Origin of the sequence: Arthrobacter sp. yr096 (genome assembly GCF_900108925.1) — a bacterium.
Taxonomy (GTDB): domain Bacteria; phylum Actinomycetota; class Actinomycetes; order Actinomycetales; family Micrococcaceae; genus Arthrobacter.
Genome location: NZ_FNYI01000003.1, coordinates 273879 through 290966, shown reverse-complemented (window position 1 = coordinate 290966; position 17088 = coordinate 273879). Strand labels below are relative to the sequence as shown.

Here is a 17088-nt window from a genome sequence, read left to right as displayed (position 1 = left end):
ACATGCCGGCAGAAGACGGGACGGCCGCCGATAAACCGCAGCGCGGCAAGCGGCCCAAGCAGGGCGAACCCGTCATTGACCGCGCCCTAAGCCTGCTTGCCGTCTTCAGCGACCGCCGTCGGGCGTTGACCCTGTCCGAAATGGCGCGGCTGGCGGACATACCCGCCCCCACAGCCCTGCGGCTGATTGCCCGGCTGGTGGCCTGGGGCGCCCTTGAACGCCTGGAGGATGGCCGTTATGTGGTGGGCGTCAGGCTATGGGAGGTGGCCTCGCTATCGCCGCGCGGCCATGGAGTCCGCGAAATCGCGCTGCCCTACCTTGAGGATCTTTTTGCCGTGACCCGCCATCACGTCCTGCTGGCAGTGCGCGACAAGAATGAGGCGGTGTTGATCGAACGGTTGTCGTCAAAGGAAGCAACCGAGGTGGCCTACCGCGTGGGTGGACGCGCGCCCCTGAGGTCGACGGCGGTGGGCCTGGTTCTGCTGTCCGGCGCAGATGCCGCCTTCCAGGAGTCCGTCATCAACCAACCGCCCGACGTCGAAGTCGGCGTGGATTCCATGCCGGAAGGTCAGCTAAGGCGCACCTTGTCCGATGTGCGCCGTACGGGCCTGGCCATGATCCGGCGATCGGCGCCGTCGCGGACGGTCTCCGTTGCATCGCCCATCTTCGGCGCGGAGGGGACAGTGGTGGCCGCCTTGTCCATTGTGGTTCCCGACGGCGCAACACCGCCCAATGTGCTGGCCCCTGCCGTGCAGGCAACCGCCAGGGCTGTCTCGCGCAACCTGGGTTACAACCCGGGGCCCAGCGAAAGTGTACGGATGCGCTAAAGGGAGTCGGCCGCGCCGGCGTACCCAGGCGTCAGGAGTGAGCGCGCCAGCCGGCGGGAGTAGTCGCGGATGGCTTCCACGAGGTCCAGCTTCCCGCCTGAGAGCACCCACTGCAGCTGCAGTCCGTCGCTGACGGCGATGATTTCGCGGGCACAGCCTCCCACGTTCGTGTCGGGTTGAAGGTAACCGCGTTCGACGCCGTCACGGAGTCGCTGGGCGGTCTCGTCCACTGCCCGCTGGTACCACGAGGCATACAACTGGTGCGCAGGCGTGGTGGCGTCCGCAGCTTCAGCCGATATCAGAACGAACAGCTCAATAAGCCCCGGTTCCCTGGCCAACTCACGCGTGGAGTCCACCATGGTCCGGAATACTTCCACGGGGTCCTCCGCATCCTGTGGGGGGCGCGAGCCCCACCACGTGGCCGTTTGCTCCAGCCGGCGCTCCGCCACCGCCAGCAGCAGGTGCTTCTTGGAGCGGAAGTGGTGCAGCAGGCCACTCTCGCTGAGCCCCACGTCCGCTGCCACCTGCGCGAGCGGCACTCTGTGGTATCCGGACGTGCCGAAGAGCCGCGTTGCCGCATCCAGAATTTCTGCGCGCTTGGCACGCCCTACTTCATAGCTTCCAGTTCTTCGCCGCGTACGCACGTTCTCAGGGTAGTCATCCACATCCAAATTAAAAACAGTGCAAGCACGGTTTTTATGGTCTAGCATGGGCAAAGGCCACCAAGCTGCCTGATTTCCCCGGAGGAGTTCCCTTGACAGACCATCATTCCCAGCCTTCTTTGAAAGCGGCCCTGCGTGATGCTTCCTGGATCTCACCCGTTGAAACGCAGCCTTCCGAACCCGGCAGGCGGCCCGCCTATTGGCTCCGCAGCACATTCGAGTGGGTGCCGGGCCGCGGCAGAGCGACCATCCACGCCACGGCTCATGGACTCTACGAACTCTTCATCAACGGCAGCCGTGTGGGCGATGAGGAACTGACGCCCGGATTTACCGCATACCGCAAACGCCTGCAGGTCCACGCATGGGACATCACTGGGCTGTTGCTGGACGGCGCGAACGTCATCTCCGTGCTTCTCTCCGACGGCTGGTTCCGCGGCCGCCACGGCTTCGAGCGCAGGGCCGACGGCTTCGGGCGCGAAACTGCCTTCATCGCTTCCATCACCTCGCCGTCGGGAACCCTCGCAGTCACGGATAAGCTCTGGACCTCACGGGAAAGCCACATCACCCACGCTGACCTGATGGATGGCCAAACAATCGACTTCCGCCGGTGTTCCGAGCCGGAGGACGGCACGACGACGGATGGTTGGCTTCCGGTGGCCACCCGGCACGGCGGGCTTTACGGCAACAGCGAACGATACGTCCGGCCGGTTGCCCCGGCGGTGCGACGCATCGAGGAGCTCCAGCCCGTGAGCATCACCCATTCCGCGCCCGGAGTGACGGTGGTGGACTTCGGACAGAACATCAATGGCTGGGTCCGCCTGACGGAACTCGGCCCCGAGGGCACCCGAACCACGCTGCGACACGGGGAGGTACTTGATCCGGCCGGGCTGGTGTCCACCGAAAACATCCGCGCTTTCGATTTCGCCACCAAGACTCCCCTTCCCGCAGGGCAGGTGGACGAAGTGATCTCCGCCGGACACCTTGGCGATGTCTTTGAGCCGCGGCACACCACCCACGGCTTCAGGTACGTGCAGATCGAAGGCCTCACCAGCCAACTGTCCTCGCAGGACATCACCGCGGTGGTGGTCCATACCGACCTGACGCGCACAGGAACGTTCCGTTGCAGCGATCCACGCATCAACGCCCTGCACGATGCTGTGCTGTGGAGCTTCCGTGGGAACGCCTGCGATGTCCCCACGGACTGCCCCCAGCGCGAGAGGTCCGGGTTCACTGGTGACTGGCAGGTCTTTGTAGACACGGCTGCCCTAATGTTCGATGTGTCAGGTTTCAGCACCAAGTGGCTGAAGGATCTTGCCGCCGACCAATGGACTGACGGCAGGGTGCCCACGGTGGTTCCCAATCCTGCCGGCGCCGGGCCCTCCGGCAACTTCTTTGAAGATCTCGCCACTGGCTCGGCCGGATGGGGTGACGCCGCAGTATTCGTACCATGGTCCCTCTGGCGTGCCTACGGGGATAAAGAAGCCTTGGCGGAAGCCTTCCCCTCCATGCGTTCATGGGTGGACTTTGCTGCCGGAGCCGCGGCCGCCGGCCGGCACCCTTTACGCGCGGCGGCACGGCCCACTCCCCTGCCCCACGAGACGTTTCTGTGGGACACCGGATTCCACTTTGGCGAATGGCTGGAGCCGGACACTCCGCCGAATCCTGACCCCTCCCGCGACCACGGCATAGTGGCCACGGGGTACCTGTACCGCTCCGCCGAGCTCCTGGCCAGAACTGCCAGAGTGCTCGGCGAGATCACAGCCGCAGCCCACTACGCCTCATTGGCGGCCGCGGTCCTCGACGCCTGGCAAGCAGAGTACCTGGACCAGGACGGCCGGTTGGGCGAAGAGTCCCAAGGACACTACGTCCGCGCCCTGGCTTTCGGGTTGGTCCCGGAGAAACTCGCCCCGCTGACGGCGTCCCGGCTGGTTGAACTCATCCGCCTCAACGGAAACCGACTGGGCACGGGCTTTCTTTCTACCGGCCTCCTGCTTCCGGTACTGGCTGATCATGGCTACCTCGACGTCGCCTACCAACTGCTGCTCTCCACCGGCACACCATCCTGGCTCGGCATGCTGGACGCCGGTGCCACCACCATGTGGGAATGGTGGGACGGCGTGACCGCCACCGGAGCGAGGGGCTCCCTCAACCACTACAGCAAGGGCGCCGCGGGTTCATTCCTCTACACCCATGTGGCCGGAATTCGCTTGCCGGAGGACCCGGACAGCGGGCAAACCGCGTACCGTACCGTGACCATCGCCCCGCAGCCCGGAGGCGGCCTCACCTCGGCACGTGCAACCGTCGAGACCGTCCACGGCCGAATCACCAGCGCTTGGACCGTGGAACACGGGGCGTTCGCCCTGCGCATCGAGATCCCGGAAGGAGTCACAGCAGTCGTCAGCATGCCGGATGGAACCAGTCACAACGCCCCGGCAGGCGAACACGAATTCCACACTGTGTGAAACCTCCGCACAGGCCTCCTCAATGCGCGCCGGCCCCGGACGCCGATAGAGTCGTAGCAATGGACAGTAAACTGAGAAATTCCCAACGGCCCGCTCCGCACCAGCCCACGCCGCAGTTTGCCGATCCCGAAGATGGCTTTGTCAGAGTCCGCGGAGCACGCGAGAACAACCTGCGCACCGTGGACGTAGACGTCCCCCGGGACGCGATCGTCGCCTTCACGGGCGTTTCCGGCTCGGGAAAATCCTCGCTGGCCTTCGGAACCATCTTCGCCGAAGCCCAACGACGCTACTTCGAATCCGTCGCTCCCTACGCCCGCCGCCTCATCCAACAGGGCCACAACCCCAAAGTAGAGACCATCACCGGACTGCCACCCGCCGTCGCGCTTCAACAACGCCGCGGCACAGCGACAGCCCGCTCCAGCGTCGGAACAGTAACAACGCTCTCCAACTCCCTGCGAATGCTCTTCTCCCGTGCCGGCAGCTATCCGGCCGGCGCCAGCCAACTGGACTCTGACGCGTTCTCCCCCAACACAGCAGCCGGGGCCTGCCCGGAGTGCCACGGTTTGGGTGTTGCACACACGGTCAGCGAAGCATCCCTGGTACCGGACCCCTCCCTGAGCATTCGGGACGGCGCTATTGCCGCATGGCCCGGCGCATGGCAAGGCAAGAACCTCCGTGACATCCTCACCCACCTGGGCTACGACGTAGACACGCCCTGGAAGAAGCTGCCCAAGAAGGACCGCGACTGGATCCTTTTCACCGAAGAGCAACCGGTGGTGGAAGTAACACCGCAACGCGACCGCGTCGCCAAGCCATACAAAGGCCGCTTCTGGAGTGCCAAAAGCTACGTCCTCCACACCCTTGCGGACTCCAAGAGCACCACCATGCGGGACCGGGTGCTGCGCTTCATGGAGACCGGACGATGCCCGCAATGCAACGGCAGCGGCCTCAGGCCCGACGCGCTCGCCGTAACATTCGCCGGCAAGACCATCGCTGAACTCAACGCCCTGCCCCTGACCGAACTGGCCGCGGTGATCCGGCCAACAACTGAGGTGAAGGGAGCCGGGACTGCGTCCCGCAAGCAGACCTCCGGAGAAGGGAACGAGGTAGCAGTCGCCATCACCCGGGACCTGCTCAACAGGGTTACCGTGCTGCTGGAATTGGGTTTGGGATACTTGGCATTGGGGCGCGCTACGCCCACGCTGTCCCCTGGCGAGATGCAGCGGCTCCGGATCGCCACCCAGCTGCGTTCCGGCCTGTTCGGAGTCATCTATGTACTCGATGAACCCTCCGCCGGGCTTCATCCCGCCGACGCCGAGCCCCTGCTTGATGTGCTGAATCAACTGAAGACGTCCGGCAACTCGGTGTTCGTGGTGGAGCACAACATGGACTTTGTCCGGGCCGCCGACTGGCTGGTGGATGTGGGACCACACGCCGGCGAAGGCGGCGGAAAAATCCTCTACAGCGGCCCCGTGGACGGGCTGGAACATGTGAAGGATTCCGTGACCCGACCCTTCCTTTTCCCGGACGGCCGCAGCACCTCCGGCGGGACTAACAGGCAGCACGACGCCGGTCCGGTCGCCGCCGGGTTGGCTCCCAGCGTGCCACGCACCACGGAAGAGTGGCTGGAACTTCGCGGGATCACCAGGCACAACCTCCGCAATCTGGGGGTTGCATTTCCGCTGGGAGTGTTGACCGCCGTGACCGGCGTATCAGGCTCCGGCAAGTCCACCTTGGTGAGCCACGTCCTGGCCGACATGGTGGGAGCCCGGCTGCACCCGGAGGCCGCAGACAACGATGCTCCCCCTAGGGTCCATGCCGCCGCGTCCGTGTCCGGGCTGCACCAGCTGGACCGACTGGTGAAAGTCGACCAGAAACCCATCGGGCGCACACCGCGTTCCAACCTGGCAACGTATACGGGCCTTTTCGACGGCGTGCGGAAGGAGTTCGCGGCCACCGATAGTGCCAGTGAGCGTGGCTTCGGCGCCGGTAGGTTTTCCTTCAACGTGGCGGGAGGCCGCTGCGAAACGTGCCAGGGAGAGGGATTCGTGGCGGTGGAATTGCTGTTCCTGCCAGGAAGCTACGGCCCATGCCCCGAGTGCAACGGTTCCCGGTTCAACCCGGAGACACTGGAGGTCACCTACCGTGGCCGCAACATTGCCGAAGTACTGGGCATGACGGTCAACACGGCGTCCGAATTCCTCGCCGATCTCCCCTCCGTCTCACGCAGCCTCCAAACCTTGCAGGAGGTGGGCCTGGGCTACCTCAGGCTGGGGCAGCCGGCCACAGAACTTTCCGGCGGCGAAGCCCAACGCATCAAACTCGCCACGGAATTGCAGCGCGTCCAGCGCGGCCACACCCTCTACCTGCTGGACGAACCCACCACGGGATTGCACCCCGCAGACGTCCAGCTCCTGATGAAGCAACTCCACAGGCTGGTCGATGCCGGCAACACCGTGATCGTGGTTGAACACGAGATGGATGTGGTGGCGGGTGCGGACTGGGTGATCGACCTGGGACCCGGCGGTGGCGACGCCGGCGGCGAGGTGATCGCCGCAGGGCCGCCCGCCGTCGTCGCGCGCTCCAAGGAGAGCCGTACTGCGCCGTACCTCGCCGCCGTGCTGGGCCGGTGACCTAGCGGCGGGGGATATTGCGCAGGTTGCTGCGTGCCATGCTGACAGCTTCGCCGGCTCCCCGATTCAGGACCACTTTTGACATGGCAGTGGCAAAACCTATCACCTGCGAGCCGGAGATTTTTGGTGGAATGGACAGTGCATTGGGGTCCGTTATGAGTTCCACCAACGACGGACCGGGGTGTGCAAATGCTTCCCTGTACGCGGCCTCAATGTCCGCAGGATCGGTGACCCGCACGGCATGGAAGCCAAGCGCCTTGGCCACCGCGGCATAGTTGGCATCCGGCACGTCAACTCCGAAGTCCGGGAGCCCGTCCACCAACATTTCGAGCTTGACCATGCCCAGCGTGGAGTTGTTGAACACCACCACATTCACCGGCAGCTTATGTGCGGCGACTGTGACGAGCTCACCGAGCAGCATGGACAGGCCTCCGTCCCCGGAAACGGACACCACTTGGCGTCCCGGGTAGGCCACCTGCGCGCCGATCGCGTGGGGCAGGGCGTTGGCCATGGAGCCATGCAGGAAGGACCCGATCAGCCGACGGGTGCCCAGCGGGTTGATGTAGCGTGCGGTCCAGACGTTGCACATGCCGGTGTCAGCGGTGAAGATGGCATCCTCGGCCGCCACCTGGTCCAGCAGCGAGGCAGCATACTCCGGGTGGATCGGCTGCTTCTTCTCCACCTTGCGCGTATAGGCACCTACGGCTTTGTTCATCAAGCGATCATGCTTTTTGAGCATTTGATCCAGGAACCGGCGGCTTTTCTTTGCTTGCAGCAGGGGCAGGAGAGCCTTCAGGGTAGGCAGGACGTCCCCATGAACGGCAATGTCGACGTCGGTGCGGCGCCCCAGCCGCTGGGCAGCCCGGTCCACCTGGGCCGTCCGGGTGTCCGGGAGGAACTGGTCATACGGGAAATCGGTGCCCAGCAGAATCAGCAAATCCGCGTCTTCGATGCCTTCGGCCGCAGCGCCATAGCCGAGCAGCCCCGTCATGCCGATGTCGAAGGGATTGTTGTACTGGACGAAGTCCTTGCCGCGCAGGGAGTGACCAATGGGGGCGTTGACCAGTTCGGCCAGCGCCATCAGTTCGGCGTGGGCGCCCTCAACTCCGGCGCCCGCAAAGATGGCAACCTTGCCGGCGTCGTTAATCGCTCCGGCAAGTTCCTGGACGCTGACCGGGTCCGGCACCAGGCTCGCGGGCCGGAATGTGGCAGGAAGGGGCGTGGGCGCCGTGGCCTCGAGGCCTGCGATATCGCCGGGCAGGGTCACCACCGCCACTCCCCGCAGGCCCACAGCGTTCTGGATGGCACTGTGCATCACGCGGGGCGCTTGCTCGGCGGTGCTGACCAGCTCCGAGTAAACGGAGCATTCATTGAACAGCCGGTCCGGATGCGTCTCCTGAAAGAAGCCACTCCCAATCTGCTTGCTGGGGATGTGCGAGGCGATGGCAAGCACCGGGGCGCCAGTGCGGTTGGCGTCATACAGCCCGTTGATCAGGTGCAGGTTGCCGGGGCCGCACGACCCGGCGCAGACCGCCAGCCTGCCGGACAATTGCGCCTCCGCAGCCGCAGCAAAAGCTGCCGCTTCCTCATGGCGGACGGGGATCCAGTCGATGCCGCCCTTGCTGGAACCTCCTGTTTGACGGACGGCGTCCACGATTGGGTTAAGGCTGTCGCCTACGATTCCGTAAATCCGCTGCACGCCGGCAGCCTGGAGTTGTTCAATGAGCTGGGTGGCAAGTTCTTTGGCCATAGTGTGCAGACTCCCTCAGTTGTGGCGGTGGGCTGACATGGCCAAATATAGTCCGCCCGGCTTTGCTCCAGCTGGGTGGCCTGAGAGCTGTGGCGCATCAACACCTTGCTTGCTAGCGTGGCCCGCATGAGCCCCTCCAAGACCCCGGCGGAGATTCTGGACATCGGCGGTGCCGAAGTTCGCATTTCCAATCCTGACAAGGTGGTATTCCCCGAGCCCGGGCTGACAAAACTCGATGTTGTTCGCTATTACCTGGCAGTCGCCGACGGCGCCCTGCGCGGCGCAGGCGGCCGGCCCATGGTGCTCAAACGCTTTCCTAAAGGCATCGACGCGGAGCCGTTCTTTCAAAAACGCGTGCCGGAAAACCATCCGGAGTTCATCGATACGGCAACATTGCACTACTCCTCCGGCACCTCTGCAGAAGAGACAGTCATCCGCGATGCTGCGGGCTTGGCGTGGGTAGTGAATCTTGGCTGCCTGGACCTGAATCCGCATCCGATTCGCGCCGAAGACCTCGACCATCCGGACGAACTCCGGGTGGACCTGGACCCCATGCCTGGTGTCGACTGGTCGCAAATCGTCGATACGGCGTACGTGGCACAAGAAGTACTGGACGACGTCGGCCTGGTGGGGTGGGCGAAAACCTCGGGCTCGCGGGGCCTCCATATCCTGGTGCGAATTGCGCCACGATGGTCCTACCGCGACGTCCGGCTTGCCGCTGAAACCCTGGCCCGCGAAGTTGAGAACCGGGCCCCGGGCCTCGCCACCGCCCGGTGGTGGAAGGAGGAGCGGGGCGAAAGCGTCTTTGTAGATTTCAACCAGAACGCCAAGGACCGTACCGTGGCCTCGGCCTACTCCGTTCGGTCCAGGCCCGACGCCAGGGTCTCAACCCCGCTCACGTGGGACGAAGTGCGCTCCGCCCGGCCGGAGCAGTTCACGGTACTCAGCGTGCCCCAAAGGTTCGCAGAGAAGGGCGATCCCCACGCAGGCATCGACGACACAGCGGGTTCCCTCGAGGGATTGCTCGCCTTGGCTGTCCAGCTGGGACCCGCAGAGAAGGCTCCGCGGTCAGGGGACGGCTCCGGACGACGTGTGTCCACGATGCCGTTGATCGAGGTGGCCCGGACCAAGACCAAACCCGAAGCCCTCGCAGCCTTTGATGAATGGAAGGCGCAGCACGCGGAGCTGGTGTCAGCCTTGCACCCGGCCGACGTACTGGTTGACGGCATGCGCGGGTCCAGTTCGCTCTGGTACAGGGTCCGGGTGAACCTCCAGCATATTCCCGACGATCAGCGCCCGCCGCAAGAAGACCTCATTGCCAACTACGACCCCTGGGCGGGCAAGGAATGGCCGGGACGGCCCAGCGCCTGAGAACGCACCTCCACCGGCAGGTTTTGCACGTGGGGCCTCATCTGGCGCACTGCAAGGCGTGGCGGTAGCTTGGGATTACTTTTCCACAAGCAGCCGAGGTTCCGGAGGCACTGCCGATGCAAGGCTTGTCCACGTCACTGGTACTGATCGCAGCCTTGGCCGTTGTGGCACCCATCATCACCCGGCTCCTTGACCCCTTGGTCAAAGTGCCGATAGTGGTCTTCGAGATTGTCCTGGGGATCCTGCTCGGCCCCAGCCTGTTGGGGTGGATCCAATCCACCCCGTTCACGGATACCCTGGCCGACTTCGGCTTGGCCATGCTGTTCTTCGTAGCAGGCAACGAGATCGACTTTGCCGCAATCCGGGGCCGTCCCATTAGCCGCGCCTCTGCCGGCTGGATTATCTCGCTGGCAGCGGGCATCGGCGCTGGCTTCATCCTGGCGCCTGCACCTGAGGCCGCAGTGATCATCGGCGTCGCCTTGTGCTCCACCGCACTGGGCACACTGCTCCCCATCATCCGCGACGCCGGCGAGATAAAGTCACCCATCGGCATCGCGGTGGCGGCCTTGGGGGCGGTGGGCGAGTTCGGGCCGCTCATCGCCATCTCACTCTTCCTCAGCGGCAAGCAATTGGGGGTGGCGTCGGCAGTGCTCCTGGGATTCGTCCTGTTGACCGGAGTTGCCATCTTCCTGGCCTCACGCTCCCGGCACACCCTGTTTCATGCGCAGGTCACCAGGACGCTCCACACCAGCAGCCAATTCGCCATGCGGTCCATCATGTTGATCCTGAGCACACTGGTTGTCCTGAGCATGGTGCTGGGGTTGGACATGCTTCTGGGCGCTTTCGCGGCCGGTGTGCTGTGGAAAGTCACCATCGCCCGCGCGCCCCAGGAAGATCGGAGGGTCATTGAGACCAAGATTGACGCCGTCGCTTTCGGTTTCCTGGTGCCGGTGTTCTTCATCGATACCGGCATCGACTTCCATTTGGGCGCCCTCACGTCCAACCCGGCAACCCTCGCCTTGCTCCCCCTGTTCCTTGTGATGCTGCTGGTCATCCGCGGCCTGCCGTCGCTGTTGGCGGCCCCTTCCGGCTCCACCCGGTCCGATAAGCGTGCCCTGTTGCTCTTCGGCGCGACCGGGCTGCCAATCATCGTCGCGGTGACGGCCATTGGCCAGGACCACGGCTTCATCACCAGCGGCATCGCCTCCGCCTTGGTTGGGGCCGGAATGCTCTCGGTGCTGCTGTTTCCGCTGCTGGCGCTTCGCCAATTGCAGCGCAACGGGAGGCCCGAAACAAGCAATGACTTCCCCGCGGGCAGCAGTCCACACCGAACGGAACAAGCGTCCGACGGCGGCCTCCCGCCGTCGGACCCTTCTCCCACCGGTGCGTAGCGCCAGGTTGGTCCCGCTTTGCAGACGGGTCACCGCATGCTTAGGGTGGAAACCATAAGCTTCCTTAGCTTTTATGGCCACACCTCGACACCAGGAGGACCACCATGACCGATCAGTACACGTTCAGAAACCCCGTCACCGCCTACGAGCAGATCTCGCCTCCGAAGCAACACCAACCCGAGCCCGGGCTCGACGCGGATCTGACACCCACGGCAGACCTCGGCGAAGACAGCTACCGCGGTACCGGGCGCCTCGAAGGACGAAAGGCGATCGTCACCGGAGCGGACTCGGGAATCGGCGCAGCCACGGCAATCGCCTTCGCCCGCGAAGGGGCGGACGTGGTCCTTTCCTACCTCCCGGAAGAGGAAGAGGACGCAGACCGCATAGCCGGCATCATCGAAGCCGCAGGCCGCAAGGCCGTCAAGGTCCCGGGCGACCTTAAAGACTCCGCCGTGTGCCGGAAAGTGGTGGACACCGCCGTCGAAATCCTGGGCGGTGTGGACATTCTGGTCAACAACGCCGGGAAGCAGGTGGCGCAGGAAAACCTTGCCGACATCACCGACGAACAGTTCGACCACACGCAGAAGACCAACGTGTATGCGATGTTCTGGCTGACCAAGGCCGCCCTCCCCCATCTGCCGGCCGGATCCACCATCATCAACACCACGTCCATTCAGGCTTACAACCCATCACCAACACTGGTGGATTACGCCACCACCAAGGCCAGCATCAACAACTTCACCAAAGGTTTGGCCCAGCAGTTGGCGCCCCGAGGCATCAGGGTGAACGCCGTGGCGCCCGGGCCGATCTGGACTCCACTGCAGGTCAGCAGCGGGCAGCCCAAGGAGGCGTTGCCGGAGTTCGGGCACTCCACTCCCCTTGGCCGGGCCGGTCAGCCTGCCGAGTTGGCGCCGGCATATGTATTCCTTGCCTCGCCGGAATCCAGCTATGTGGTGGGAGAAACCTTGAACGTGAACGGCGGCAGCCCCACGCCGTAGCCAGCGCGGTTTGCCTGGGCGCCAGTGGCACAGCGGGCCACTGGCGCCCAGGTCTCTGCGGCTAGGACCAGCCCCTGCCGGCTAGGCCCGGCCGCGGAGGATCATGCGCCAATAAACCTGCGGGAACATCCACCGGTCCACCCACCAGGAAAGCCGGCTTTCCTTCCACGTCTGCACCTTGGGAACGGTTGGCATGAGCCTGTATGTGTCGTCGAACTCAGCAAAAACCACGGTGTTGCGCGAAACAGTGAAGGGGCACACAGAGTAACCGTCATACGCCTGCGTGAGCTGCCCACCCTTGCGGGCCGCCACCAGGTTTTTGGCGAGGACCTTGGTCTGCTTGCGCAGCGCCCCGCCGGACTTGGAGTTGTTGGTGCCCGCAGCGTCACCAAGGGACCAGACATTGGGAAGCCGGACGTGCCGGAGTGTCTGCGAGTCAACCTCCACGAAACCGCCATCATCTCCGACGGCAGCCAGATCCGTGTCTTTGAGCCAGTCCGGCGCACTCTGGGGCGGGACGGCATTGAGAACGTCGTAGCCAAGGTTCTCTGTGGTGTTCGCCGCGTGGTCACGGATGGTCGCCACACGGTTGACGGGATCGACTCCCACCAGTTCGCTGTTGGTTCGAAGCTCGATGCCATACTCCGCAATCTTGCGTTCAAGCTCCCGATCAATCACGGGAATGCCGAACACGGTGGGATACGGCTGGACCATCACCACCTTGATCCGGTCAAGAACTCCCTGTTCCTTCCAGTAGTCGCACGCCAAGTACATCGGCTTCTGGGCGGCACCCCCGCACTTGATGGGCCCGGCAGGCATCGTAAAGATCACCGTTCCGGACTGCTGACTGCTCAGGAGGGTCCAGGCTTTCGGGGCAAGCTCAAACTCGTAGTGCGAGGCGCCGTAGGGCGAATGCACCGCCTCAGCCAGCCCGGGTATGGCATCCCAGTTGTATTGCAGCCCCGGACACAGCACCAGATGGTCATAGGACACGGTGGCGCCGGAGCTGAGGCTGACAGTGTTGGCGCTTGCCTTCACGCCATCCACCGCATCCTTGATCAGGGCAACGCCCTTGGGCATGACCGACCGCTGGCTGCGGACGGCTTCTTTGACCTCAGCCCGGCCGCCTGCAATATGGGAAAACAACGGCTGGTAGAGATGGTGCTCCTTGGGTTCAATGACGGCGATGCCTTTAACCCCGTAACGTGTCAAACGCGCCGCCAGCGACACTCCTGCATTGCCGCCGCCGACGATCACAACCTCAAAGTACCCGGCCACGGCGTTACTTCTTCTCAGTCAGCGCAGAGCCCTTGTGCGCCGCCCTGGCACCTGTTTTCTCCGATTCCACAACATATTGCGGCTCGGCCTCGCTGGCTCGATGCAGGGCGCCATCCAACTCGAAGTCGCTGGTCTTCCTCTCCACAATCTTTCCGTGGGTCTTGCCCTGGGAGGTATTCCACTCCACCCGTGTTCCCTTGCTCAGTGCCATGCCCGCTCCTGGTGTGGTGTGGTGTAGGCGCCCGTCGTTGGCGTCCTCGACAATAGTAAGCATCATGATCATTTTCGCGGTACCCCTCGCAATCGATGCCAGGGGCCCCTTCCTCCGAGCGTTCCACGTGCCATAGTCTGGGCGGGCCAGAACCGAGGTACGTGGAAGGGACCACCCATGCTGATCTGTGCAACCTGCGCTGTTGAGCGGGAGGAACCAGTCCCCAGGCTCTGCCCCATCTGCACTGACGAGCGGCAATACGTACCCGACGACGGCCAGAAATGGCTGACCTTGGACGAACTCCAGCGGGCCGGCCAGCAGCTCGCGTTCAAGGAGAACGAGCCAGGACTTTTCGGGATAAGAAGCGAGCCGAAGGTCGGAATTGGCCAGACAACCCAGTTGGTGGTGACACCACAAGGATCCTTGCTGTGGGATCCGGTGGGCTACGTCGATGACCAGGCTGTGAAGACCGTACTCGGGCATGGTCCGGTCCTGGCGATCGCAGCGAGCCATCCCCATATGTTTGGAGTTCAGGTGGAGTGGTCACATCGGCTCGGAGGCATCCCCGTATTTGTTGCGGGTGCAGACCGCGTGTGGCTGGGCCGCGATGACACGCACATCACCTACTGGTCCCACAAGGTGGCCCTCACCGAAGGCCTAACACTGCATCAGACCGGCGGCCACTTCCCCGGCAGCGCGGTGGTGCATTGGTCTGCCGGCGCCGAAGGCAAAGGCGTGCTGCTGACCGGTGACACCGTGTTTCCCAATCCTGACCGCCGCTCCGTCGCCTTCATGCGCAGCTATCCCAATCACCTCCCGTTGTCCGGGGCAGCGGCTTTGCGGGTGGCGGCCCACCTGGGAGATCTCCAGTTTGACCGGATCTACGGCAACTTCAACAATGTCATCTACTCCGACGCCAAGACTGTCCTGAACGATTCCGCCCAGAGGCACGCCGCGTGGGCACGCGGGGACTTCGACCACTTGACCTGAGCGAAAACGGGAACCCGGCCACTCGGGACCTCAACTGCGTACCGACCTCATCCTTTTCAGGTGCAACCCCCGGCACGGGATGGCGGCAGCAACAAGATCTTTGCTGTGCTGATGTTGTGGATCGGCAATCTTGCCCTGTGCGGAATCGTACTTGGTCAGCGTCCCAAGGCAGCGGGACAACGACAGAATGTACGCGGCGTCGGACTCCAACGCCCAGTTGGCCACAGGCGCACGGAAGTTGTCCACCACGATGCGCTGGATGGGGTCGGCCACTTTATCGGTGGCATTGGTAGACCCTCCGCTGAGGCCGCAACCGGTCAGCGCGGGGAGGGCAGCAAGTCCGATGTCCATGGCGGGGAGGCGTAACAATGTGCTCTCCGCCACCACGGAGCAGCGCCACAGCCGCATGAGAAAGAGCCGCGGAGAGGTCCGGCAGTTGGACCCGGCACTGCGGTTAGACCTGATCCTTGAGTGCCGCGGTTCTCTCCTGAATAAACGTCTTGAGCGTCGCGGCCTGCCCGGCGAGCACTGACGCCGTCAGGTTGTCGCTGGCAGGAACCGTAGCCGTGATGTCCTGCAGGAGGGCCTCTGCGGTTCCGCTGCCATACAGCTGCTGGTAGAGCTCAGCGTAGGCCTTGTCATACAGGGGCTTGAAGGTGGCCGAGGCCAGGAATCTCTCCTTAAGGGCGTTTCCTCCCTTGCCACCAGCAGCCTTCGTGCCCGTTCCGGCTCCAGGATCGGTTGCCGCATCGGCGCCCGGAGGATCTGCCATGGCGGGACCTCCACCATCGCCGTCCGCGGCTGGAGCCTGCATACCGCCGCGCCCGGCGCCGCCTCCACCTCCACCGATGGACACCTGCTCGTCCGGGGACGCCGTGGCGTTGCCCGTCATGGCCAAATTTAGGTCCCACGAAATAATGGAGATCTTTTTGGTCTCCAGGTCATACCAGAGGTAGTAATTCTGGCCGGGCCCCGCCATGTCGTCGCCATTAACCAGAAGGTTCATCGTGGCGGCATACCGTGCGAACGAGTCCACATCCACCCAGTTGGCCAGCTCGGCGTCGAACTGCTCATCACTCGCCTCGTACAACCACTTAAGGAAATCAACGATCGGCTGAACGTTTGCGGTGTCCTTCTTGTTGAGTTGCTTGAATTGCTCCTCATACGTTGCCAAATCATCGCCCTGATAGGTGAAGCTGGACCCGGCGTCAGACTTGTAAAGCACACCCGCAGAGTCAAAGAGCGAGTCCGCGTATGCTTCATCAGGGTTTTCAACCAGCAACCGGGTCTGCGTAGGACCGTCGTTCACGGAGTACGTGGTGTAGGCATATCGCTGCGTAGCCTGGCCGCTCGCTTCGGTCAGGGCCAAAGCCAAAGCTTCATTCAGGACCGGCGAACCCGGACGCAAGGACAACTGCGTCAGACCCTCATACGTCTGGCCATCAACGTATTTGTCGAAGTCGATGAGCAAGGGAAGCGACTCGGGCACGTCCGAGGAAATCCCGGCCGAAGTTCCTACGGCGCCACCTGGTCCCCCGGCATCGCCCCCGCTCAGGCTCCGCAACGTCGAGTTGCCCTTGAGCCGCACGCCAATGTCGGCTATCAACGTCCCGTCAATGGTGATGTCGGCCTGAATCCATTCCTTGGAACCGTCCTTTTCGTAAGCGGCAATCATGTCTGCGTAAGCAGTCTCGTCCCAATCAATGCCAACCGCATGGGTGGCGCCGTCAGCGAAAAAGGCGTTGGCCGCCGTCGTGCTTTGATCGTCCGCCGCCGCTGCCTCCGAAACGCGGGCAGCACCGCTGCTGGAGCCATCCGGGCCGGCCGCAGGAGTCACAGCACAGCCGCTGAGGCCAAGGGCGATGGCGAGGAACGACGAGGAAAGGATGGTGGACGCGGAGCGCTGCATGAACCTGCTGCTTTCAAGCTCGGGGATGATCCATTCAACGATTCCCGCGGGAGCTGTGCAGTTGCTGTGCCTCATCCATGTTGTGCGTGTGCAGTTCCTTGACTTATGGCTTCTTGGTGCCCGGGGATGCCTCCGATCTACCGGCCCCACCTTGGGAAAGGAGAGCACCAGCCAAAATGTCCTCTGCCGAACCCGGTTCCCATCCACGTGGCGCGCAGCTCCGAATAGCTGATGGCGCGTCACCCGTGGCGCGCGGACAACGTCAGCTACGTACTGGAGAAGATCCCGTGAACAAGTCCACCAAGAACACCGCACGTTTCGCAGTCGGAACCGTCCTTGCAGCCTCCGCCTTCACCCTTGCCTCCTTCCCCGCACAAGCAGCGGCAACAACTTCTGACACACCTGCAGCCACTACCGCTGCTCCCACCAGCACCAGCGCGCTCAACGGCGGGGTCCTCAACGGCCTCCTGGGCGACGGCGTACTCAGCGGCGGCATCCTGAACGGCGGCCTCATCAACGGACCGCTCATCAACGGACCCCTGATTGATGGAGATGTACTGGGCCCCCTCCAGCTCGGCCAGTTCCAGTAACCCCACCTTCATGACG

At 63.7% G+C, this 17088-nt stretch carries 14 protein-coding genes; 8 read left to right on the top strand and 6 right to left on the bottom strand.

Features of this window, described 5'->3' with window-relative positions; translation table 11 throughout:
* Nucleotides 1–2: 2 nt before the first annotated feature.
* Entirely contained in the window at nucleotides 3–827 is an 825-nt protein-coding gene (locus BMY91_RS09240; RefSeq protein WP_090821140.1) for an IclR family transcriptional regulator, read from the top strand.
* On the opposite strand, the gene BMY91_RS09235 is transcribed toward BMY91_RS09240, so the two are convergent.
* Nucleotides 824–1492, bottom strand: coding sequence for a TetR/AcrR family transcriptional regulator (locus BMY91_RS09235; RefSeq protein ID WP_090821137.1), 669 nt, complete (start codon nucleotides 1490–1492; stop codon nucleotides 824–826). The two genes, BMY91_RS09240 and BMY91_RS09235, sit on opposite strands and share 4 nt — an antisense overlap.
* A gap of 89 nt (nucleotides 1493–1581) precedes the next feature.
* Between BMY91_RS09235 and BMY91_RS09230 the strand changes: the two genes are divergently transcribed.
* Both BMY91_RS09230 and uvrA read left to right on the top strand, forming a co-directional pair.
* Nucleotides 1582–3951, top strand: a complete 2370-nt coding sequence (locus BMY91_RS09230) for an alpha-L-rhamnosidase (protein WP_090821135.1) — start codon at nucleotides 1582–1584, stop codon at nucleotides 3949–3951.
* A 59-nt stretch (nucleotides 3952–4010) separates the two neighbouring features.
* Nucleotides 4011–6584: an excinuclease ABC subunit UvrA gene (gene uvrA, locus BMY91_RS09225; protein WP_143054062.1), complete on the top strand. Its 2574-nt coding sequence runs from the start codon at nucleotides 4011–4013 to the stop codon at nucleotides 6582–6584.
* Nucleotide 6585: 1 nt separating this feature from the next.
* Here the strand turns inward: uvrA and BMY91_RS09220 are convergent, their stop codons facing one another.
* Nucleotides 6586–8334, bottom strand: a complete 1749-nt coding sequence (locus tag BMY91_RS09220; protein ID WP_090821133.1) for a pyruvate dehydrogenase — start codon at nucleotides 8332–8334, stop codon at nucleotides 6586–6588.
* A gap of 126 nt (nucleotides 8335–8460) precedes the next feature.
* On the opposite strand from BMY91_RS09220, the gene ligD reads away from it, so the two are divergent.
* The 3 genes from ligD to BMY91_RS09205 all read left to right on the top strand — a co-directional run bounded on the left by ligD (nucleotide 8461) and on the right by BMY91_RS09205 (nucleotide 12094).
* Nucleotides 8461–9705, top strand: coding sequence for a non-homologous end-joining DNA ligase (ligD, locus tag BMY91_RS09215; RefSeq protein ID WP_090821749.1), 1245 nt, complete (start codon nucleotides 8461–8463; stop codon nucleotides 9703–9705).
* Nucleotides 9706–9821: 116 nt separating this feature from the next.
* A complete protein-coding gene (locus BMY91_RS09210; protein WP_177179886.1) occupies nucleotides 9822–11096 on the top strand; it encodes a cation:proton antiporter in 1275 nt (424 codons plus the stop codon).
* A gap of 104 nt (nucleotides 11097–11200) precedes the next feature.
* Nucleotides 11201–12094, top strand: coding sequence for a glucose 1-dehydrogenase (locus tag BMY91_RS09205; RefSeq protein ID WP_090821131.1), 894 nt, complete (start codon nucleotides 11201–11203; stop codon nucleotides 12092–12094).
* 81 nt (nucleotides 12095–12175) lie between these two features.
* On the opposite strand, the gene BMY91_RS09200 is transcribed toward BMY91_RS09205, so the two are convergent.
* Both BMY91_RS09200 and BMY91_RS09195 read right to left on the bottom strand, forming a co-directional pair.
* A complete protein-coding gene (locus BMY91_RS09200) occupies nucleotides 12176–13372 on the bottom strand; it encodes an NAD(P)/FAD-dependent oxidoreductase (RefSeq protein WP_090821129.1) in 1197 nt (398 codons plus the stop codon).
* Between the two features lie 4 nt (nucleotides 13373–13376).
* Complete coding sequence (locus tag BMY91_RS09195) at nucleotides 13377–13583, bottom strand: hypervirulence associated TUDOR domain-containing protein (RefSeq protein WP_090821127.1); 207 nt, start codon at nucleotides 13581–13583, stop codon at nucleotides 13377–13379.
* Nucleotides 13584–13760: 177 nt separating this feature from the next.
* On the opposite strand from BMY91_RS09195, the gene BMY91_RS09190 reads away from it, so the two are divergent.
* Entirely contained in the window at nucleotides 13761–14573 is an 813-nt protein-coding gene (locus tag BMY91_RS09190; RefSeq protein WP_090821126.1) for an MBL fold metallo-hydrolase, read from the top strand.
* A 30-nt stretch (nucleotides 14574–14603) separates the two neighbouring features.
* Here the strand turns inward: BMY91_RS09190 and BMY91_RS23420 are convergent, their stop codons facing one another.
* Together BMY91_RS23420 and BMY91_RS09180 are read right to left on the bottom strand one after the other, a co-directional pair.
* On the bottom strand, nucleotides 14604–14924 hold the full coding sequence (locus tag BMY91_RS23420) for a hypothetical protein (RefSeq protein ID WP_090821124.1): 321 nt from the start codon (nucleotides 14922–14924) through the stop codon (nucleotides 14604–14606).
* A 103-nt stretch (nucleotides 14925–15027) separates the two neighbouring features.
* Nucleotides 15028–16557 carry a CotH kinase family protein gene (locus BMY91_RS09180; RefSeq protein ID WP_256212667.1) on the bottom strand — a complete coding sequence of 510 codons (1530 nt, stop codon included), beginning with the start codon at nucleotides 16555–16557 and terminating at the stop codon, nucleotides 15028–15030.
* A 212-nt stretch (nucleotides 16558–16769) separates the two neighbouring features.
* Here BMY91_RS09180 and BMY91_RS09175 point away from each other — a divergent pair, with 212 nt between their 5' ends.
* Nucleotides 16770–17072: a hypothetical protein gene (locus tag BMY91_RS09175; RefSeq protein WP_090821122.1), complete on the top strand. Its 303-nt coding sequence runs from the start codon at nucleotides 16770–16772 to the stop codon at nucleotides 17070–17072.
* Nucleotides 17073–17088 lie beyond the last annotated feature (16 nt).